This is a genomic window from Streptomyces sp. NBC_00080 (assembly GCF_045041255.1).
GTDB lineage: Bacteria > Actinomycetota > Actinomycetes > Streptomycetales > Streptomycetaceae > Streptomyces > Streptomyces coriariae.
Map to the genome: position 1 here is coordinate 1,240,864 of NZ_CP108235.1, position 19,292 is coordinate 1,260,155.

General features: G+C 71.9%; 15 protein-coding genes and 1 pseudogene. 11 read left to right on the top strand and 5 right to left on the bottom strand.

All coding sequences use genetic code 11. The annotated features are described in order from the left end of the window. Nucleotide 1 precedes the first annotated feature (1 nt). The 7 genes and pseudogenes from OHU34_RS05470 (at nt 2) to OHU34_RS05500 (ending at nt 8,648) form a co-directional block, all read left to right on the top strand. Nucleotides 2–2,881, top strand: a complete 2,880-nt coding sequence (locus tag OHU34_RS05470) for an NHLP bacteriocin export ABC transporter permease/ATPase subunit (protein ID WP_405765093.1) — start codon at nt 2–4, stop codon at nt 2,879–2,881. Nucleotides 2,882–3,036: 155 nt separating this feature from the next. After that, the gene (locus OHU34_RS05475; RefSeq protein ID WP_230193956.1) at nt 3,037–4,539 is read left to right on the top strand and encodes an MFS transporter; all 1,503 of its coding nucleotides are present in this window, start codon (nt 3,037–3,039) and stop codon (nt 4,537–4,539) included. 119 nt (nt 4,540–4,658) lie between these two features. Continuing rightward, complete coding sequence (locus OHU34_RS05480; protein WP_142267444.1) at nt 4,659–5,744, top strand: Ppx/GppA family phosphatase; 1,086 nt, start codon at nt 4,659–4,661, stop codon at nt 5,742–5,744. 164 nt (nt 5,745–5,908) lie between these two features. Beyond that, nucleotides 5,909–6,925, top strand: a complete 1,017-nt coding sequence (locus OHU34_RS05485) for an iron-containing redox enzyme family protein (protein WP_230193958.1) — start codon at nt 5,909–5,911, stop codon at nt 6,923–6,925. Between the two features lie 12 nt (nt 6,926–6,937). Beyond that, entirely contained in the window at nt 6,938–7,600 is a 663-nt protein-coding gene (locus OHU34_RS05490) for a HemK2/MTQ2 family protein methyltransferase (RefSeq protein ID WP_142268205.1), read from the top strand. Beyond that, the gene (locus OHU34_RS05495; RefSeq protein ID WP_142267442.1) at nt 7,581–7,778 is read left to right on the top strand and encodes a CDGSH iron-sulfur domain-containing protein; all 198 of its coding nucleotides are present in this window, start codon (nt 7,581–7,583) and stop codon (nt 7,776–7,778) included. Before OHU34_RS05490 ends, OHU34_RS05495 begins: the two co-directional genes overlap by 20 nt. Before the next feature lie 106 nt (nt 7,779–7,884). After that, nucleotides 7,885–8,648 (top strand): annotated as a pseudogene (locus OHU34_RS05500) (IS5 family transposase). A gap of 199 nt (nt 8,649–8,847) precedes the next feature. Here the strand turns inward: OHU34_RS05500 and OHU34_RS05505 are convergent. After that, nucleotides 8,848–9,282: a protease inhibitor gene (locus OHU34_RS05505; RefSeq protein ID WP_054241066.1), complete on the bottom strand. Its 435-nt coding sequence runs from the start codon at nt 9,280–9,282 to the stop codon at nt 8,848–8,850. Nucleotides 9,283–9,651: 369 nt separating this feature from the next. Between OHU34_RS05505 and OHU34_RS05510 the strand changes: the two genes are divergently transcribed. The 3 genes from OHU34_RS05510 (at nt 9,652) to OHU34_RS05520 (ending at nt 13,274) form a co-directional block, all read left to right on the top strand. After that, nucleotides 9,652–10,257 (top strand): hypothetical protein, encoded by a 606-nt coding sequence (locus OHU34_RS05510; protein ID WP_142267441.1) that lies wholly within the window; start codon nt 9,652–9,654, stop codon nt 10,255–10,257. Nucleotides 10,258–10,413: 156 nt separating this feature from the next. Continuing rightward, nucleotides 10,414–12,012: a purine-cytosine permease family protein gene (locus tag OHU34_RS05515; RefSeq protein ID WP_405765099.1), complete on the top strand. Its 1,599-nt coding sequence runs from the start codon at nt 10,414–10,416 to the stop codon at nt 12,010–12,012. A gap of 92 nt (nt 12,013–12,104) precedes the next feature. Further along, entirely contained in the window at nt 12,105–13,274 is a 1,170-nt protein-coding gene (locus OHU34_RS05520) for a lactate 2-monooxygenase (RefSeq protein ID WP_142267439.1), read from the top strand. Nucleotides 13,275–13,374: 100 nt separating this feature from the next. Here OHU34_RS05520 and OHU34_RS05525 read toward each other — a convergent pair whose 3' ends face one another. The 4 genes from OHU34_RS05525 to OHU34_RS05540 all read right to left on the bottom strand — a co-directional run bounded on the left by OHU34_RS05525 (nt 13,375) and on the right by OHU34_RS05540 (nt 18,476). Beyond that, nucleotides 13,375–15,018, bottom strand: a complete 1,644-nt coding sequence (locus OHU34_RS05525) for an RICIN domain-containing protein (RefSeq protein ID WP_142267438.1) — start codon at nt 15,016–15,018, stop codon at nt 13,375–13,377. A 439-nt stretch (nt 15,019–15,457) separates the two neighbouring features. Further along, nucleotides 15,458–15,835 carry a hypothetical protein gene (locus tag OHU34_RS05530; protein ID WP_020128970.1) on the bottom strand — a complete coding sequence of 126 codons (378 nt, stop codon included), beginning with the start codon at nt 15,833–15,835 and terminating at the stop codon, nt 15,458–15,460. A 3-nt stretch (nt 15,836–15,838) separates the two neighbouring features. Beyond that, nucleotides 15,839–16,084, bottom strand: a complete 246-nt coding sequence (locus OHU34_RS05535; protein WP_037735240.1) for a hypothetical protein — start codon at nt 16,082–16,084, stop codon at nt 15,839–15,841. 151 nt (nt 16,085–16,235) lie between these two features. Continuing rightward, on the bottom strand, nt 16,236–18,476 hold the full coding sequence (locus OHU34_RS05540) for a glycoside hydrolase family 9 protein (protein WP_405765103.1): 2,241 nt from the start codon (nt 18,474–18,476) through the stop codon (nt 16,236–16,238). Between the two features lie 216 nt (nt 18,477–18,692). Between OHU34_RS05540 and OHU34_RS05545 the strand changes: the two genes are divergently transcribed. Next, a complete protein-coding gene (locus OHU34_RS05545; protein ID WP_142267436.1) occupies nt 18,693–19,259 on the top strand; it encodes an isochorismatase family protein in 567 nt (188 codons plus the stop codon). The last annotated feature ends 33 nt before the right edge of the window (nt 19,260–19,292 follow it).

Sequence of the window (19,292 nt, forward strand, 5' to 3'; positions counted from 1 at the left end):
GATGACTGCCGTGTCCGAAGGCGACGTCGTGCTCGCCGCGCTGGGGCAGCTGGGCGCGCGGATCGACTGCGCGGGCTTCAGCCGGCTCGACCTGGAAGGGCCGCAGGTGCTGTGGCTGGTCGCGTCGGGCGCCCTGGACCTGTTCGCGGTGGACGCCGAACAGCAGGGCCACTGGCACCACTTGGGGCGGCTGGAGGCGGGCTCGCTGCTGCTCGGTCCGGTCACCGGACCCCACCACACGCTCGTCGCACGCCCGTTGCGCGACTGCGTCGTGCACCGCATCGGGCTGCGGGAGCTGTACCAGCCCGCGAACACCCAGACCTGGTCCTATGACGAGTACGGCAACCCCCAGTACGTGCCGCCGACTTCGAGCCCCCTGGAGTACGCGCTCGCCCTCGGTGTGGGCCGCGGTCTGTCGATCCTCTTCCAGGCGCCGATGGCCACCGAAGGGGCCGCCGGAGTTGGGGGTGCCCCCGTGCGAGCGAATTCGAGCATGGGGGAGGACGACGACGTGTTCTGGATGCAGGTGCCGCCGGGCAGCGTGCAGTACGGCTCGTTGTACGGCGCGGAGGCGACCGCCGACCTGCTGATGGACCCTGCGGTGTGGCAGAGCATGGTCGACCAGCAGTTCCGGCTGCTGACCACGCTCGACCGCTGGATCGAGCAGCTCGAGCACACTCACGAGACCCGCACGGCCGCCGGGATCAAGGCCGGCGAGGCGGTGCGCGCCCAGGCCGACCGGACTCTGCTCGCGTCGATCGGCAAGAGCGGCCGGGGCGACAGGAACGGCAGGGGCACGGACAAGCGCGCCACGGCCGCCGACACCGACGCCACCTACGCGGCGTGCGGGCTCGTCGCCCGGGCCGCCGGGATCACCCTGGCCGAACCCTCGCAGATGGGCGCCGACAGCGACCGGCTGGACCCGGTGGAGCGGGTCGCTCTGGCCTCGCGGGTGCGCGCGCGGGCCGTACGTCTGGACGGCCACTGGTGGCGGGACGACGTGGGGCCGCTGGTCGGGCACCGGGCCCTGTCCGGGGCGCCGGTCGCGCTGCTGTGGCGGCGCGGCGGCTATGTCGCCGTGCACCCGGCGACCGGGCGGGAGACCCCGGTCGAGAAGGCAAACGCGGAGGAGTTCGAGCCGCGTGCGGTCATGTTCTACCGCCCGCTGCCGGAACAGGGCCTCGGCCCCCTCGGGCTGCTGCGCTTCAGCATGCGGGGCACGGCGGGGGACCTGACGAACCTGCTGCTGAGCGGGCTGGTGACGGTGGTGATCGGGGCGCTGGTGCCGATCGCGACCGGCAAGGTGCTCGGCGAGTACGTGCCGAAGGCCCAGCAGGGGCTGATCGTGCAGGTGTGTCTGGCGGTGATGGTCAGCGGCGTGGTGGCGGCGGCGTTCATGCTGCTGCAGAACCTGACCATGCTGCGGCTGGAGGGCCGGATCGAGGCGACGCTCCAGCCGGCGGTGTGGGACCGGCTGCTCAGGCTGCCGACGAAGTTCTTCGCCGAGCGTTCGACGGGCGAGCTGGCGAGTGCCGCGATGGGCATCAGCGCGATCCGCCGGCTGCTGGCGGGACTCGGTCCCTCGGTCGCGCAGTCCGTCACCATCGGTGCGATGAACCTGGGGCTGCTGCTCTGGTACAGCGTGCCGATGGCCCTCGCCGCGATCGGCATGCTGGTCGTCATCGCCTCCGTGTTCCTGGCGCTCGGGCTGTGGCAGGTGCGCTGGCAGCGACGGCTCGTGGTGCTCTCCAACAAGCTCAACAACCAGGCTTTCCAGACCCTGCGCGGACTGCCGAAGCTGCGGGTGGCGGCCGCCGAGAACTACGCGTACGCGGCCTGGGCGGCACAGTTCGCGCGCAGCCGGGAGCTCCAGCAGCGCCTCGGCCGGATCAAGAACCTCAACACGGTGCTGGGTTCGGTGTATCTGCCGCTGTGTTCCCTGCTGATGTTCATGCTGCTGGCCGGTCCGGCGCGGGGTGCGCTGTCGGCGGCGGACTTCCTCACCTTCAACACGTCGATGACGATGCTGCTCACCTCGGTGACCTCGTTGACCGGCGCGTTCGTCTCGGCGGTGGCCGCGCTGCCGCTGTTCGAGGAGATCCGGCCGGTGCTGGAGGCGACGCCGGAGGTCCGCACGGCGAACACCCGCCCCGGCCCGCTGACCGGCGCGCTGGAGGCCCGCCGGCTGTCCTTCCGCTACTCCGACGACGGTCCCCTCGTCCTCGACGACGTCTCCTTCGAGGTGCGGCCGGGCGAGTTCGTGGCGATCGTCGGCCCGAGCGGCTGCGGGAAGTCGACGCTGCTCCGGCTGCTCATCGGCTTCGACAAGCCGGTCTCGGGCAGTGTGCTGTACGACGGCCAGGACCTGGCGGCCCTCGACCAGTCGGCGGTTCGCCGGCAGTGCGGGGTGGTGCTCCAGCACGCCCAGCCGTTCACCGGCTCCCTGCTGGACGTCATCTGCGGCACCGAGGCCTACACGCCGGAGGAGGCGATGGCGGCCGCCGAGCTGGCCGGCCTCGCCGAGGACATCAAGCGCATGCCGATGGGACTGCACACGATCGTCTCGGGCAGCGGGTCGGTCTCGGGCGGCCAGCGTCAGCGCCTGATGATCGCCCAGGCGCTGATCCGCCGGCCGCGCATCCTGTTCTTCGACGAGGCGACCAGCGCCCTCGACAACGAGACCCAGCGCACGGTCATCGAGAGCACCCGCAAGCTCAACGCCACCCGGGTCGTCATCGCGCACCGCCTGTCGACGGTGATGGACGCCGACCGGGTCGTGGTGATGGAGAACGGCAAGGTCGCCCAGCAGGGCCCGCCCGCCCAGCTTCTCGCGGACACCGGCGGAAGGCTGCACGAGTTGGTGCGGCGGCAGCTGGCCTGAGGCCCCGGACCCACCCACCCACACACCGGCCCCGCCCCCGACGCGGCCGCCACTAGCGAAACTTTGCCGTTTCGCAGAAACTGGTCTAGCCTCCAGGTGTACGAAACAGTTTCGTTTACGTGGCCTTTGCCCTCACGTCCCTGGAGTGGTTCCCCATGTCTCCGAAGACCTTGACGGACGGCACCCGCACGGGCGCCGACCAGGGGCCGTCCGCAGCGTCCGCCAAGAAGTGGTGGATCCTCGCGGTCGTCGCCCTGGCCCAGTTGATGGTGGTGCTGGACGCCACCATCGTGAACATCGCCCTGCCCTCGGCCCAGGCCGACCTCGGTTTCTCCGACGGCAACCGGCAATGGATCGTCACCGCGTACGCGCTGGCGTTCGCCTCCCTGTTGCTGCTAGGCGGCCGGATAGCCGACCTCTTCGGCCGTAAGACGGCCTTCCTGATCGGGGTCGTCGGCTTCGCCGCCGTCTCCGCCCTCGGCGGTGCCGCGACCAACTTCGAGATGCTGGTCACCGCCCGCGCGCTCCAGGGCGCCTTCGGCGCGCTCCTCGCTCCCGCCGCGCTCTCGCTGCTCAACACCACGTTCACCGACGCCAAGGAACGCGCCAAGGCGTTCAGCGTCTACGGCGCCATCGCCGGCGCGGGCGGCGCGGTGGGCCTGCTCCTCGGCGGCATCCTGACCGACGCGCTCGACTGGCGCTGGACGCTGTACGTCAACGTGGCCATCGCCGTCGTCGCCTTCGCGGGCGGCTGGCTGCTGCTGTCCAACCACCGTGACGCCGAGAACTCCAAGCTGGACGTGCCGGGTACGGTCCTGGTCGCCGCCGGTCTGTTCTCCCTGGTGTACGGCTTCTCCAACGCGGAGACCCACGACTGGGACTCGCCGCAGACCTGGGGCTTCCTGCTCGCGGGCGGGGCGCTGCTCGCGGCCTTCACCTGGTGGCAGACCCGGGCCGCGCACCCGCTGCTGCCGCTGCGCATCCTCCTCGACCGCAACCGGGCGGCCTCCTTCCTGGCCGTGCTGATCTCCGGCGCCGGCATGTTCGGCGTGTTCCTCTTCCTCACCTACTACCTCCAGCTGAACCTGGGCTTCAGCCCGACGAAGACGGGTGTGGCGTTCCTGCCGATGGTGGGGGCGCTCATGGTGGCGGCGCAGATCGGCACCACGGCCCTGGTGCCGCGCCTGGGCCCGAAGGCGGTCATCCCGCTGGGCTTCGCGATCGCCGCGGTGGGCATGGCCTGGCTGACCGGGATCGGCGTCGGCTCCCACTACCTGAGCGCGGTGCTGCCGCAGTTGGTCATCACCGGTATCGGCCTCGGTCTGGTCATGCCGCCCGCCATGCAGATGGCCACCGGCGGGGTCGCCGCCGAGGACGCGGGCGTGGCCTCCGCCACGGTCAACGCCATGCAGCAGGTGGGCGGTTCGATCGGCACGGCCCTGCTGAACACCCTGGCCGCGAGCGCCGCCGCCGACTACCTGGTCGGAAAGAACCCGGCGAACCAGCTGGTCCAGGCGCAGGCGACCATCGAGAGCTACACCACCGCCTTCTGGTGGTCGGCCGTCTTCTTCGCCGCGGGCGCGGTCATCGCGTTCCTGCTCTTCCGCCGCGGGGTGCCGCAGCAGGACGCGGACGCGGCACCGGTGGTCCACATGTGACGGGCCCGCCACCCGCCGCGCCGGGGAGAGGGGCCGCCGTCCGCGAGGGACGGCGGCTCCTCTGTGTCGTGCCCGCAAGGGCGGGCGCCCGCAGGTTTAGCCCTGGGTACTCGCGGTCCATGAGAATCAGCGTGCTCGACGTGGGCTCGAACACCGTGCGGCTGGTGGTGGCGGACGCGGCGGGCGGGGTCCCTCTGCCGGTCCACACGGCCAAGTGGCGGTTGCGGCTGGCCGAGCAGGTCGCGCCCGGTGACCCCATCCCGGAGGAGGCCGTGGAACGCCTCGTCCGAGCGGTCGCCGCGGCGGCCCGGACCGCGGACCGCTGGGGTGCGGCCGGCCCGCTCGCCTTCGCGACCGCCGTCGTGCGCGCGGCCCCCAACCGGCGCGAGGTCCTGCGCGCGGTCCGGTCCCGGACCGGCGTGGCGCTGTGCACCCTGCCGGGGGAGGTGGAGGCCGAGCTGACGTTCCTCGGGGCCCGCCGCTGGATGGGCTGGCGCTGCGGCCCGCTCGCCCTGCTGGACATCGGCGGCGGCTCTTTCGAAGTGGCCTTCGGCCGGGGCCGGTTGCCGGACTTCGTGGCCTCACTCCCCCTGGGGGCGGGCCGGCTCACCCACGACTTCTTCGCGGACCACGACCCGCCCTCCCCCGAAGCCCTCCGTGCGGCGCGGCGCAGGATCCGCCACCAGCTCAGGGACGTGGCGGCCCGGGTCCGCTGGGAGGGTCCGCGTACGGCGGTGGCCACCTCCCGCACCTTCCAGCAGCTCGGCCGGCTGTGCGGGGCCGCCCCCGGACGGCACGGCCCCTTCATGGACCGCACCCTGCGCCGCGGCGACCTGCGCGAAGCCATCGCCACCCTGGCCGCCCTGCCCGCCGCCGAACGCGCCCGGCTGCCCGGGATCTCCGCGCCGCGCGCCGCGCAGAGCCTGGCCGGCGCGGTGATCGGGCACACCGCGATGAAGCTCACCGGACTGACCTCGGTCACCGTATGCCCGTGGGCGATCCGCGAGGGCGTCATGCTGCGGCACATGGAGGACGGCCCGGCCTGGTGGGCCGAGGCCGGCCGGCTCACCGACAACGAGGAGGAGGCACCCCTGGAGCCGGTACCCCTGCGCCTCACCCAACACGTCCCCTCCCCTGCCCGGACACCGTCCGGAACCGCCTCGCGGCGCCCACCGGAAGAACCCGCCACGGACCGAGCACGCTGACCCCACGCCGCCCCCTGGCGCGAGCCCCAGCCAAGGGACCGCAGGGCCGCCGGATACGGAGTGTCGCCGGGCCGCAGGGCCGCCGGGTGCGGAGTTACGGAGTGTCGCTCCACGTCGTGTGGGCCCCGGCGGGTGGTCCGGCCTCCGTGGGGTACCCGGCGCGCATGGCACACGACCCCCATGGACCACAGCTGCCGGCCGCCCGGGGCCCGGTGTCCGCGGCCGTCCGCGGATATCTGGCGGGCTCGGACGCGCTTCCGGCGGCGGAGACGGTGGCGCTCGCGTCCGCGTACGGCGACGACCTCCAGCTGGCCCTGTACCTCTGCTACGAGCTGCACTACCGGGGATTCGCGGGGGTGGCCCCGGACCGGGAGTGGGATCCCGGTCTGCTGCGGGTGCGGGCCGCGCTGGAGCACCGCTTTCTGACCGCCCTGCGCGAGGACACACCGGTCCACGACTCCGTGGAGGACGCGCTCGCGGAGCTTCTCGTCGAGCCCGTCGAGGGCTCGGGCGTCAGTCATTTCCTCGCGGCCGAGGGCGAGTTGTGGCAGCTTCGCGAGTACGCGGCCCAGCGGTCCCTCTACCACCTCAAGGAGGCGGACCCGCACGCGTGGGTGCTGCCGAGGCTGTGGGGCCGGGCCAAGGCGGCGATGGCGGCGGTGGAGTTCGACGAGTGGGGCGGCGGCCGCCCCGACCGCGTCCACGCACGGCTGTTCGCGGACCTGATGACGGACCTGGGCCTGGACACCACCTACGGCCGCTATCTGGACGCCGCGTGCGCCGAGACGCTGGCCACGGTCAACCTGATGTCGCTCTTCGGCCTGCACCGGGCCCTCAGGGGCGCCCTCGTGGGCCACTTCGCGGCGGTCGAGATCACCTCCTCGCCCGGTTCCCGGCGGCTCGCGCAGGCGATGCGCCGCGCGGACGCCGGGCCCGCCGCCGTGCACTTCTACGACGAGCACGTCGAGGCCGACGCCGTGCACGAGCAGGTGGTACGCCATGACGTCATCGGCGGTCTGCTGGACGAGGAACCGCACCTGGCCCCCGACATCACCTTCGGCCTCGGGGCCACCGGGCACCTGGAGGACCGCCTCGCCGCCCGCCTGCTCAGCGCCTGGCGCTCGGGAGAGTCCTCCCTGCGTACCCCACTCCCCGATCAGGAAAAAGCCCATATTTCCTGATTGTCTGGGTACTTGGTCGGCGTGAACCCTCTCGTACTCCCGGGCGTGTACGCCCCTCAGGAGGACACCGCCCTGCTGGCCGGGGCACTGTCCGAAGAACCGCTGCTCCCGGGCTCCGACGTCCTCGACGTGGGCACCGGCACCGGCGCGCTGGCGCTGGAGGCCGCACGGCGCGGCACGCGGGTCACCGCGGTCGACGTGTCCTGGCGCGCGGTCTACTCCGCCCGCCTCAACGCCTGGCGGGAACGGCTCCCGGTGCGCGTGCACCGCGGCAACCTCTTCGCCCCGGTGTACGGCCAGTCCTTCGACCTGATCCTGACCAACCCGCCGTACGTGCCCGCGCCGGCCGGCCACCGCGGGGGCCGCGGGACGGCCCGGGCCTGGGACGGCGGCGGTGACGGCAGGCTCCTGCTCGACCGGATCTGCCTCGAGGCGCCCCCGCTGTTGCGGCCCGGTGGCGTGCTGCTGATGGTCCACTCCGCGCTCAGCGATCCCGCGAGCACCCTGACGGTCCTGCGCGCGTCCGGCCTCAAGGCGTCCGTGACGCGACGCCGCCGCATTCCCTTCGGCCCCGTCCTGCGCGAGCGCAGGGACTGGCTGCGGGAGCGGGGTCTGCTGTCCGCCGACGACGAGAACGAGGAACTGGTGGTCGTCCGTGCCGAACTCCCCAGCTGACAGGCCCTGTCGGATCACCGTCCAGCGCCGGGGCCCCCTGCTCGTCGAGGGACCGGTCGAGGTGGAACTGGAGGACGGCACCACGGTCGCCTCCGACCGCTTCCGGGTCGCCCTGTGCACCTGCCGGCGCAGCCGCCGCTATCCCTGGTGCGACACCAGCCACCGGGACCGGTCCTAGGTCGTGTCCGCAAAGTGGTTGGTGCGTTGGTCTGTTCGTGGTGCGTCGTCATGAGCTGACTGATCAGGCCTGGGCAGTGATCGAGCCGTTGCTGGCTCCGTCTCGCATGGGGCGGCCGGTGCGGGACCGTCGTCAGGTCCTCAACGGCATCCTGTGGAAGCTGTCCACCGGGGCGGCCTGGCGTGATCTGCCGGAACGCTACGGGCCGTGGAAGACGGTCTACGAACGCTTCCGCCGCTGGTCGGCCGACGGCACCTGGGACCGCCTGCTGGCTCACGTCCAGCAGCACTCCGACGCGATCGGAGCCGTGGACTGGTCGATCGTGTGCGTCGACTCCACTACCGTGCGGGCCCACCAGCATGCGGCCGGGGCGCGAAAAGGGGGCTCTGGCCGGGCGAGGCGATCGGCCGGTCCCGTGGCGGGCTGACCACGAAGATCCACCTTGCCTGCGACGGGCAGGGCCGCCCGCTGGCCTTCACGATCACCGCCGGGAACGTCAATGACTGCACCCAGTTCGAGCCGGTCCTGGCCCGCATCCGCATCCAGCGGTGCGGACCCGGCCGGCCCCGCACCCGCCCCGTCCAGGTGGCCGCGGACAAGGGCTACTCGTCCCTGAAGATCCGCAGCTACCTGCGCAGACGAGGCATCCGGGCCGTGATCCCCGAACGCATCGACCAGATCAACGGCCGCGTCCGCCGAGGCGAAAGCCTCTGCCGCCTCGACCGGGCGGCCTACCGCCGCCGCAACGTCGTCGAACGCTGCTTCAACAAGCTCAAGCACAACAAAGCCCTCGCCACCCGCTACGACAAACGCGCCCGCCACTACCAAGCCCTGGTCACCATCGCCTGCCTACGACTCTGGCTCCCCTGACATTGCGGACACGACCTAGGGATTGCCGGGCACCCTCCCGCGGGTCCTTCGCGAAAACGGGTGCACCGGAGGCCGGCGGACAGCCCCACACTGTCCTCCGGCCTCCGGGTACGGAATCACGCTGCTCCCGTGTCAGGGGCTCGCACTCCCCACCTCACGAGCCTCTCTCGGCGTCCACGGGGACCACGCGATCCCGGTCTCAGAACGCGAAGAGGCTGCTCCCGGCAGCGTTCTTCACGCACTCGTTGGAGAAGGCGCGCTCGAAGGAGACGCGCTTGCCCTGCCATACGCCGTCGACGGTGACGACCACCGGGTCGTACTGCCTCGTGCAGACGGCGTCGCCCGGGCCCGCGAGGGCGTCCAGATCGCCGCCGGCGGCGCGCAGTTCGGCGCAGGCGCGAGCGGCGGCGGGATGGGTGCCGGAGGGCGTCGGGGCGCAGTTCAGGGTGACGGCCCGGGCCGCGTTGACGGTGGCGGCGGTCTCTCCGTGGCCCACGGTCAGCACGAAGGCCGACGGGGCGTACAGGGAGGTCGGCGCTGCGGCCGGGGCGGCGAGCGCGGATCCGGTGAGGGATCCGCAGACGGTGGCGGCCGTGAGGCCGAGGGTCGCTGCCCAGCGCGCGGTGTTCCGCATTGTGTGCATCCTTCCGCTCGATTCGGGGGTGTGCCGGTCCGGCTCGGTCGGTGTCGAACGCGGCGAGCGCGAGTCTGCCGAGTCCACCGCCGAATCTCACATCGACCCCATGGGTTTCAGTAACCTTGCGTATTGAATCAGTGGCGAGAAGTAACGGAATTCGAACGTTCCAACGCCGAAAGCAAGCGCTTCATGATCCCTTCGGTCGACTCGATGACCGGTTTCCATAGCTTCGTTAATCGGCCTGAAACATTCCGCCTCCGCCTCCGGATCCCTCCGCGGATCCCCCCGCACACCCCTCCGTTCCGCTCTCGGCGGACTTCTTCTCGACCACTTGTGTTCATGTACCTGCGGAGTAATGGTAATTACATGATTACGAACGAGCAGAAAGAGAAGCTGAGGGGCTGGTTCGCCGGCCGTCTGCCGGACGGCCTCTTCGAGGAACCCGCCGAGGTGACGGTCGACCGCGAGGAGATCACCGTGCTCGGCCGCATCCCCGCGCCCCGGCTGGCCGAGGACGTCTCGGCCGCCGAGCGGGAGGCGGCGGTCACCGCCCGGATCCAGGAGTTCCGGGAGCGCACCCGGGAGACCCGGATCGCCGTGGCCCGCGACGCCGAACACCGGTTCCGCCGGAAGGTGTCCTGGGGTGTGGTGTGCGACGGGGAGCGCGCCCTGTTCACCCACGTGGCCGCGCCCGTCATGACCCGGCTGCGGCAGCCCGAACGTCAGGTCCTCGACACCCTGATCGCCGCGGGCGTGGCCCGCAGCCGCAGCGACGCGCTCGCCTGGTGCGTCCGGCTGGTCCAGCGCCACACCGACGACTGGCTCGCCGAGCTGCGCGACTCCCTCGAACACGTCCAGCGGGTGCGGGCCCAGGGACCGGACGCGGACCCCGACTCCGCCTCCGACCCCGATTCCGGCCCCGGTCACGGAGAGGTGGCGGATTCGTCCACTCCCGACGCGGAAGAAGGATGATTCACCCTCTGGTCGGGGTCTTGCCCACGCCGTACGTTCGGCAGACCCCGATCAGTGACGGCATCCGCCCGCGTCGCCCACCCCGCGACCGGGCGGCCGTTCACCGTGCCGCGCCACCCCGCGCTCCACCGTCGACCGCCTGTTGCTGGAGCTCCCTTGACCCCGCCGTCCCCCGAACCCGCGCCGTCCGCCGCTCCCCCGTCACTCACCGAGGTCGAGTCCCACGGTGTGGACCGCATCCCCGACGCCGAGCGCACCGCGACCCCCCTCGACCTGTTCCGGCTCGCCTTCGGCGGCGCGAACACCTTCTCCACCTGCGTGCTCGGCGCCTTCCCGATCCTCTTCGGCCTGTCCTTCTGGCAGGGCCTCGCCGCCACCCTCCTCGGGGTCTTCGTGGGCGCGCTGATCCTGTGCCCGATGGCGGTGTTCGGCCCGGTCAACGGCACCAACAACGCGGTCTCCTCCTCCGCGCACCTCGGAGTGCACGGCCGTGTGGTCGGCTCGTTCCTCTCCCTGCTGACGGCGATCGCGTTCTTCTCCATCTCGGTGTGGAGCTCCGGCGACGCCTTGGTCGGCGGCGCCCACCGCCTCTTCGGCCTCTCCCGCGGCGACCTGACGTACGCCGTCGCCTACGCGGTGTTCGCCGGGCTGGTGCTCGCGGTGTGCGTGTACGGCTTCCGGTTCATGCTGTTCGTCAACAAGGTCGCGGTCGCCTCGGCCACGGTGCTGTTCCTCCTCGGCGCGATCGCCTTCGCCGACGACTTCGACGCGTCGTACGCGGGCGTCTTCACGGACTCCGCGAACGCGGCCACCGACGCGCTGTTCTGGCCGTCGTTCATCGGCGCGGCGCTGATCGTGCTGTCCAACCCGGTGTCGTTCGGGGCGTTCCTCGGCGACTGGTCCCGCTACATCCCGGCCACCACCCCGCGCCGCAGGGTGGTCGGCGCCGCGTTCCTGTCGCAGATCGCGACCCTGCTGCCGTTCGTCTTCGGCCTGGCGACCGCGAGCATCATCGCGTCGAAGGCCCCGGATTACGTCGACCCGGCCGCCCCCGACTTCGTGGGCGGGCTGCTGGCGATCTCACCGTCCTGGTTCTTCCTGCCGGTGTGTCTGCTCGCCCTGATCGGCGGGATGTCCACGGGCACGACCTCGCTCTACGGCACCGGTCTGGACTTCTCGTCGGTGTTCCCGCGGCTGTCGCGGGTGCAGGCGACCGTGCTGGTCGGTCTGCTGTCGATCGTGTTCATCTTCGTCGGCCGGTTCGGTCTGGACCTGGTGCAGTCCATCTCGACGTTCGCCACGATGATCATCACCTGTACGACGCCGTGGATGGTCGTGATGATGCTGGGCTTCTTCACCCGGCGCGGCTGGTACGACCCCGAAGCCCTCCAGGTCTTCAACCGCCGTCAGCGCGGCGGGCGTTACTGGTTCACGCACGGCTGGAACTGGCGGGGCACGACCGCCTGGTGGGTATCGGCGCTGCTCGGTGTGCTGTTCACGAACATCCCGGGCCAGTTCGTGGGCCCGCTGGGTGATCTGGCGAACGGCATCGACATCGGCCTGCCGCTGTCCCTGGCCGTCGCCGCCGTGCTCTACCTGGCGTTGCTGCGGCTGTTCCCCGAACCCCGGGCGGTGTACGGGCCCGAGGGGCCGCGGCTGGCCAGGACAGTGGAGGTGGCGGTGCCGCCGATCACCGGTCCGGGCGCGGACGCCGGCGAACCCGCCGCCGTACCGTCCGGGTCGGCCGTCGACTGAACCGCCGGACCGGCGCGACCGACCCGCCGGTATGGTCGCCCTGCGACGGCGACGACGCCGGACCGCGGGACGGCGAGAGGCGGGACGTACGGATGGCGAAGCACTGGGCGGACTTCCAGTACGAGATCTATCTCAACGGGATGACGGGCGCGGTCCCCCGGCTGCCCACCGACCTGACCCGGCTCGAGGAGCTCACCGAACGGCGCCTCGGGCCGGGGCCGGTCGGCTATGTGGCGGGCAGCGCGGGGGACGGCAGCACGGCGCGGGCGAACCGTGCGGCCCTGGAGCGTCGCCGGATCGTGCCGCGCATGCTGCGGGACGTGCACGAGCGGGACCTGTCGGTCGAGGTGCTGGGCCGTGCCCTGCCCGCGCCGCTGGCCCTCGCGCCCGTCGGCGTGCTGTCGATCATGCATCCCGAGGCCGAATCCGCGGCGGCCCGGGCGGCGGCGGCGCAGGGGGTGCCGTTCGTCCTGTCGTCGGCGTCCAGCACGCCGATCGAGCAGGTGGCCGAGGCGATGGGGGACGCCGAGCGCTGGTTCCAGCTGTACTGGTCCAAGGACCGCGAGGTGACCCGCAGCTTCCTGCGGCGGGCGCGGACGAGCGGGTTCACGGTGCTCGTCGTCACCCTGGACACCCCGCTGCTGGCGTGGCGGCCCCGCGACCTCGACCAGGCCTATCTGCCGTTCCTGCACGGGGTGGGCACCGCCAACTACTTCACCGACCCGGCCTTCCTGGCAGGCCTGGCCAAGCCGGTGCACGAGGACCCGAACGCGGCCGTGCTGCACTTCGTGAGTCTGTTCGCGGACCCCGGCAAGACCTGGCCGGACCTGGCGTTCCTGCGGGAGAACTGGGACGGGCCGATCGTCCTCAAGGGCGTGCTGCACCCCGACGACGCCCGGCTGGCCGCCGACGCCGGAATGGACGGCGTGGTGGTCTCCAACCACGGGGGCCGCCAGGTCGCCGGTTCGGTCGCGGCCGCCGACGCGCTGCCCCGGGTGGCGCGGGCGGTCGGCGACCGGCTGACGGTGCTGTTCGACAGCGGGGTGCGCACCGGCGACGACGTCTTCAAAGCACTGGCCCTCGGCGCGCGGGCGGTACTCCTCGGCCGTCCCTACGTCTACGGCCTCGGCCTGGACGGACAGCCGGGCGTCGAGCACGTGATCCGCTGCCTGCTCGCCGAGTTGGACCTCACCCTGGCACTGTCCGGCCACGCCGGGCCCGGGACCGTGGGCCCGGCGGACCTCGTCGAGGACGCCGGGTGACGACAGGCGGGTGACGCGGTCGGGTGACGGCGGTCGGGTAGCCGCGGCCACCGGTCACCGGCGTGCCCGCGGGCCGGCCGGGGTGCGTGTGCCTCGTGCCTCAGGCGGTGCCGTCCGCCAGGTCGACCGGCTGGGCCGACGCGGGCGCGTCCGTGCCGGTGACCGCGAGCGAACCGGGCGTGGCGGAGGCGGCGTCGGTGAGCCAGCGCTGGCCGGTGGAGTGGTCGCGGACCTTCACGACCACGTCCGCGCCCGGCTCCTCACCGGCCGGTGCGAGGGCGAGCGCGTCGTCCCATCGGGGCAGCAACTCGCCCTGCACGGTGAGGTCGTAGCGGACGTCGTCCCCCCGGGCGTCGGTCTCGTCCACGCACGCGCCGAGGATGACCACCCCGGCGTCCGCGTGCGAGTCCACGCACAGGCCGGGCCCGGCGACGCTGCGCAACTGCCCGTCGTCGTCGTACGACCACTGCTGGGTCGCGTCGGAGGAGCAGTCCGCGAGTTCGACGGAGGCGCCCGCCCTCGCCTCGCCCCGGACGTCCAGGCAGAGGTCGGCGGCGGCGTTGCGCAGCCTGGTCTGCCGGGGCGCGGTGGGCAGTTGGGCGGTGTCCGGGGCGGTCGGCGAGGCGGTGGCGGCCTGCGAGTCGATGCCGGGGACGCTGCCGCTGGTGGAGGCGGCCGGGTCGGCGCCGCCGTCGTCGGACCACATGCCGGAGGCGAGCAGGGTGGTCAGCAGACCCGCCGAGGCCAGGCCGACACCGGTGAACAGAGCGCGCGGCGAACGGCTCTCCCCCGACGACCGCCGGCGGGGCGAGGGGATGCGCGAGAACAGGTTGCCGCCCCTGCCGCGGGTGCCTCGGCCGCCACGGCCGCCGTGCCGTGCGGAGCCCTTGAGCCGCACGGTCTGCTGCTTGGCGCGGCCCGGGCGGGTGTCGTGGTAGCGGCGGGCGCCCCAGCCGAGCACCGCCTCGGCGAGCAGCACACCGAGGCCGCTCTCGAAGTGGCCGAGCTGTTCGGCGGCGGCACGGCAGTAGCGGCACTCGTCCAGGTGCTTGCGCACGTCCGGCAGGAGGTCGCCGCCGCGGCGGATCGGGACGTCCAGAAGCCTGTTGTAGAAGCGGCAGTCCTTGCTGGGCGCGAGTTCCCGGTGGGCGCGGACGACTCCCTCACGCAGTTTGTCCCGGGCCTGCTCCAGGACCGCGGTCACGGTGTCGGTGTCCATACCGAGCAGACCGGCGGCGACGGTGACCTCCTCGGCCTCGACCTCCACATGCCACAGGACGCACCGGGCGACCGCGGGAAGGCCCTGGAACGAGCGTTCCGCCAGCACCCGGTTCTCCGGGATCATGGACTTCGCGGTCCGCATTCCCCGGGCGCCGGCCGGCTTGCGCAGCACCGGCAGCACGCCGGACAGCTCCTCGTCCGCGGACCACAGCCGGGCCATGTCCCGCACGGTCACCAGCAGTCGGGGCCGCAGCGCGGTCCCCGGCTCGCCCAGCTTCAGCCGGTCGAGGACCTGGTGGAAGGCGCCCGCGGTGACCATGGAGGCGACGCTCCCGGAGGAGGCGAGGCAGATGACCGCGTACTCGTGCACCGGCCGCCAGTGCCGGGCGATCAGCAGAGCGGTGGACTGGGCGACCTCGCTGTCCGCGCCGCCGCGTATACCCGCGGCGAGTGACTCGTCGGATTCTCCGGGACCCCCGCCCGGCGGAGGGTAGGGAGGACGAGGAGGCTGAGGGGTGGGCACTGAGCGCATTCCTTTGGTACGTACCTGTCCGGTGCGGCAGGGAGCGTGAATTCGCCTCCGCCGACGAACGCGGGGGGTTTGGTCATGACCCCCCGCACGGGCGGTTCACCTTTGCACAACTGAGTCGCGCACAACAAGGCGACGGCTGAAGCTGCGCCTTGTTGATAGAAAGTCGATAGGCGGGGCCGGCCCACACCGGGCATCGCGCCTTTCCGCGGCCTCTGCCGACCCGGCCGGAATTCGCCCCTGCGCCCCGTGTGAAACACGCGCACGCGGCAGGGCGCCGCGCACTCTCCCGGCGCACCGGCCCGCGGTAGTTGGCTGGAACCGGCCACTTCCTCGGAGGCCCCGCGCAGGACGGCGGCTCTCCTGCGCGAAACGGCCGCCGGCCTTGTTCCTCCCGCCCTCGGCCGGCGGCCCTGAACGCTTTGCGCTTTGCCTATATCTGCCAGGACCGCAGCCGGTCCGCCGCGCCGTAGACGTCCGTCTTGCCGTCCAGCAGATCGCGGGCGAGGTCGACGAGCGCGCCGTACGGCGGATCGATACCGACCCCACTGGTGAACATGTACGCCACCGCCGTCGCGCAGGCGAAGCGGGCGTTGGCCGAGGGCAGGGGCTTGAGCACGGTGAGGGTGTGCAGCAGCGCGGCGGCCCGCCAGGCGGGGTCGGAGTCCACACCGAGTTTGGGCGGATCGACCCGGTGCCGGGCGACGGCGGCGACCAGTGCCGAGAAGTCGTTGACGGTGGGCTGCTCCGGCAGAACCTCTTCGTGGCGCTGGAGCAGCCAGGGCACGTCGATGTGGATGACGGAGGTCATCGGTCAGGCGACCCGCCCCTCGCCCCGCACGGAGCGTTCGTCCTCGGGGAAGGCGGCGGCGAACTCGTCCGCGTGCGAGGCGAAGAACCTGCGGAAGGCCTCCGCGCCCTCCTGGAGCGCCCGGTGCCGCGCGATGTCGGCGGCGGCCGCCTCCCGCACGAGTGCCTTCATCGACGTACCGCGTTCCTTGGCGATCTGCCGCAGGTCCTCCAGCTCGCGATCGCTGAATTCCACATTGAGGGCTGGCATGCCCTTCACGGTACCGCGCGGGTACTTACTCGTAAATATCCCCAGGTCAAACTGATGACCGCGCGGTACCGGAAGGTGTTCGACCCTGCACACTGTCGATCAGGCAGGGCCTATTGCCGATCCCTTTGCCGATCCGGTTGCCGATCCCCTCCTATCCCTGGTCCGCCACGAAGGAGGCCAGTCGGGCCAGCGCCGCGTTCCAGTTGATCGCGGTCTCGTTCGTGGACCAGGACTGGATGTCGTCGATGTAGCAGAACTGGCCCACGCAGCCCTGGAGCTTGCCCTGCGCGTAGGGGTCCTGAATGCTCGAGTTCGCGCCGCCCGCCAGGGTCCCCCGCGGCGGGTCCGGCAGGTTCGGGTCCAGCTGGCGCGCGTACCAGCGGCTGTGCTGGTGGTGGGAGTTCACCTCGCCGTAGCCCGTGACGTACGACACGTTGAGCGCGTTGCGCCCGAGCACGTAGTCCATGCTCTGGACGGCCCCCGCCCGGTACTTCGAGGCGCCGGTGAGGTCGTAGGCCGTGGCGATGACCACGGCGTTGTTGAGGACCTGGTGGCTGGAACCCCAGTCGTAGCGGTTGCCGTCGGGGGCGTAGGGCATGCCGTACGGCTGTCCGGCCAGCGTGGCGAGATACGTGTCGGCACCCCGCACGACCGATGCGCGGACCTTGTCGCGGCCGGGCAGCCGGTTCGGGACGGTCGCCAGGTCGAGCCGGCCGGCGGCGGCCGTGCGGGACCAGTCGAAGCCGTTGGCGACGAAGATGTCGGCCGTGTGCACCGGGGAGTTCACCACCTGGTCGGCGAACTGCTTCTCCCCCGTGCTGAGGTACAGCTCGGCGGCCGCCCAGTAGAACTCGTCGGTCGCGTCGTCGTCGTTGTAGGCGCCGCCGCCGATGCCGTCGTTCGGGTCGGCGTACACGTCCGGATGCGCGAGGGCCGCCGCGAAGGCCTTGCGCGCGGCCGTCAGTGCCTTCGCCGCGAAGGCCTTGTCGTAGGGCCGGTACAGGCGGGCCGCCTGGGCGGCCGTGGCGGCCAGGTTGAGGGTCGCGGTGGTGGTCGGCGGGTGCAGTTCGCGCTTCTGCGGATCGTCGCCCGGCAGCAGCGGCAGGCCGGTCCACTGCTCGTCGTGGATCTTGTGGTGGGCCATGCCGGCGAGCGGCTGCCCGTCCGGCACCTGCATCTTCAGCAGGAAGTCGAGCTCCCAGCGGGCCTCGTCGAGGATGTCCGGCACCTTGTTGCCGCTCTCCGGGAGGGCGAGCGTCCCGTCGCCGAGAGCGGCCGGGTCGCCGGTGCGGGCGAGCCGGGAACGTTCGTAGGTGCTCAGCAGCTCCCAGGTGGCGATGCCGCCGTTGACGACGTACTTGCCGTGGTCGCCTGCGTCGTACCAGCCGCCGGTGACGTCGAGGGTGTAGTCGCACACCCCGGGCTGACACGGGACCGCGGAGTCGCCCTGGTTGGGGGCCGCGTTCACATGACCGGCCGCCCTGCCGTACCCGGGCCGCAGGTCGTCCCGTATCGCGATGCCGCTGCGCTGCGTGTAGTAGTACTTCACCGCGTCCAGCCGCAGCCGGTCGTAGTCGGCCGTGCCGATGTCGAAGGGGCGACTGGTCTCGCCGTCGGCGACCAGCGTGAAGCCCGTCCCGCGCGTGCGGTAGCCGCCGAAGTCGATGGAGTGGACGTTCTGTCCGGAGGAGACGTCGAGTCCGCGCGGCACGCTCCAGCCGTGCGCGACCGTCACCCCGGAGCCGTTCTTGAGCTGCCAGGGCAGCTTCGCGCCGGCGTCGGTGACCAGGGTGGCGTTCTTCGGTCCGGCCGGGAGATAGGCGACCTGGTTGACGCGCACGCGTGGCCCGGTGTCCGGCTGGTACACCTCCGGCGGCACCCCGCCCAGCAGCGACACGTCGTCCAGGCAGAACCGCCAGGGATCGGCGCTCCCGCCGACCTGGAAGGCGACCTGCCCCTGGGTGCTGTCGACCGGCGAGGTGAACGTGTACGTGTAGGCGTCTCCCGACTCGTTCAGCACCGGGGTCGCCTCGTACCAGGTGTCGTACGGGGAGACACCGAGGCCCACGATCGCCCGCGCCACATGCCCCTCGGGCACCCCGGAGGCGCTGAAGGAGAAGCGGTACGACGACCCCTTCACCAGGGTGATCGCGTCCTGACCGATGGCGGAGTCCCAGCGGTTGACGGTGCCGCCCGGCACGTCCGCGCACAGCCGGCCGTCGCTGAGACCGGCGGTGACGTTGCTGGTCCACCACGGGTCGGCGGAGGTGCCGAAGCCGCCGTTCCTGACCTGTTCGACCTCCTCGGCACCGGCCCGCTGCGCGGGCAGCGCGGTGAGCGCCGCGCCCAGCAGGGCCGCGAGGGACAGCAGGGTGGTTCTGCGTCGTTTCACGTCCGGGCTCCTCGATGAGGTGCGGGACGCTCCGTGCGGGATGCGGGTGCCATCTCGTGGGAGCGCTCCCAGAGCAGGGTCGCAGGACATGTTTGTTGGAGTCATGACACTGCGTCAACGGTCCGGACGAGATGGCTTCGAGGTCGTTGTCAGTGGTGCGTCCTAATGTGGACCGTCCGAGCACCGATCACCCATGACGAGGAACCGGAGTTCTCCATGACCACCCTGCCCGACCGGCCGAACACCGCCCTGCTCGTGATCGACGTCCAGAAGGGCCTGGTGGCGGGCGCGCCCCGGCGCGACGAGGTGATCGCGAACATCCGCACCCTGGTCGACGCGGCCCGCGCGCAGGACGTGCCGGTCGTCTGGGTACAGCACTCCGACGACGACCTCGAACGGGGCAGCGGGAACTGGGAGTACGTCGAGGAACTGGTCCGCCTCGACGCCGAGCCGCTCGTCCACAAGACCTACCAGGACTCCTTCGAGGCCACCGAGCTGGAGTCGGTGCTCGCGGAGCGCGGGGTGGGCCGGGTCGTCGTCACCGGGGCGCAGACCGACGCGTGCATCCGCTCGACGCTGCACGGCGCCTTCGTACGGGGATACGACGTGACGCTGGTCGGCGACGCGCACACGACGGAGGACCTGAGCAAGTACGGCGCTCCGGCGCCGGAGCAGGTGATGGCCCACACCAACCTGTACTGGTCGTGGCAGAGCGCACCCGGGCGTGCCGCGGGGACGGTGGACACGGCGAAGGTGACCTTCGAGGCGACCGACGCGTGCTGAGGCGTCTCGGGCGCGGGGTGACCGGGCGGCGGC

Bases quoted from the DNA above. Each gene is read 5' to 3' on its own strand.
- OHU34_RS05545 (WP_142267436.1), top strand. From the start codon at position 18,693: ATGACCACCCTGCCCGACCGGCCGAACACCGCCCTGCTCGTGATCGAC.
- OHU34_RS05485 (WP_230193958.1), top strand. From the start codon at position 5,909: ATGGCACACGACCCCCATGGACCACAGCTGCCGGCCGCCCGGGGCCCG.
- OHU34_RS05475 (WP_230193956.1), top strand. From the start codon at position 3,037: ATGTCTCCGAAGACCTTGACGGACGGCACCCGCACGGGCGCCGACCAG.
- OHU34_RS05520 (WP_142267439.1), top strand. From the start codon at position 12,105: ATGGCGAAGCACTGGGCGGACTTCCAGTACGAGATCTATCTCAACGGG.
- OHU34_RS05480 (WP_142267444.1), top strand. From the start codon at position 4,659: ATGAGAATCAGCGTGCTCGACGTGGGCTCGAACACCGTGCGGCTGGTG.
- OHU34_RS05535 (WP_037735240.1), bottom strand. From the start codon at position 16,084: ATGCCAGCCCTCAATGTGGAATTCAGCGATCGCGAGCTGGAGGACCTG.
- OHU34_RS05530 (WP_020128970.1), bottom strand. From the start codon at position 15,835: ATGACCTCCGTCATCCACATCGACGTGCCCTGGCTGCTCCAGCGCCAC.
- OHU34_RS05470 (WP_405765093.1), top strand. From the start codon at position 2: ATGACTGCCGTGTCCGAAGGCGACGTCGTGCTCGCCGCGCTGGGGCAG.
- OHU34_RS05510 (WP_142267441.1), top strand. From the start codon at position 9,652: ATGATTACGAACGAGCAGAAAGAGAAGCTGAGGGGCTGGTTCGCCGGC.
- OHU34_RS05505 (WP_054241066.1), bottom strand. From the start codon at position 9,282: ATGCGGAACACCGCGCGCTGGGCAGCGACCCTCGGCCTCACGGCCGCC.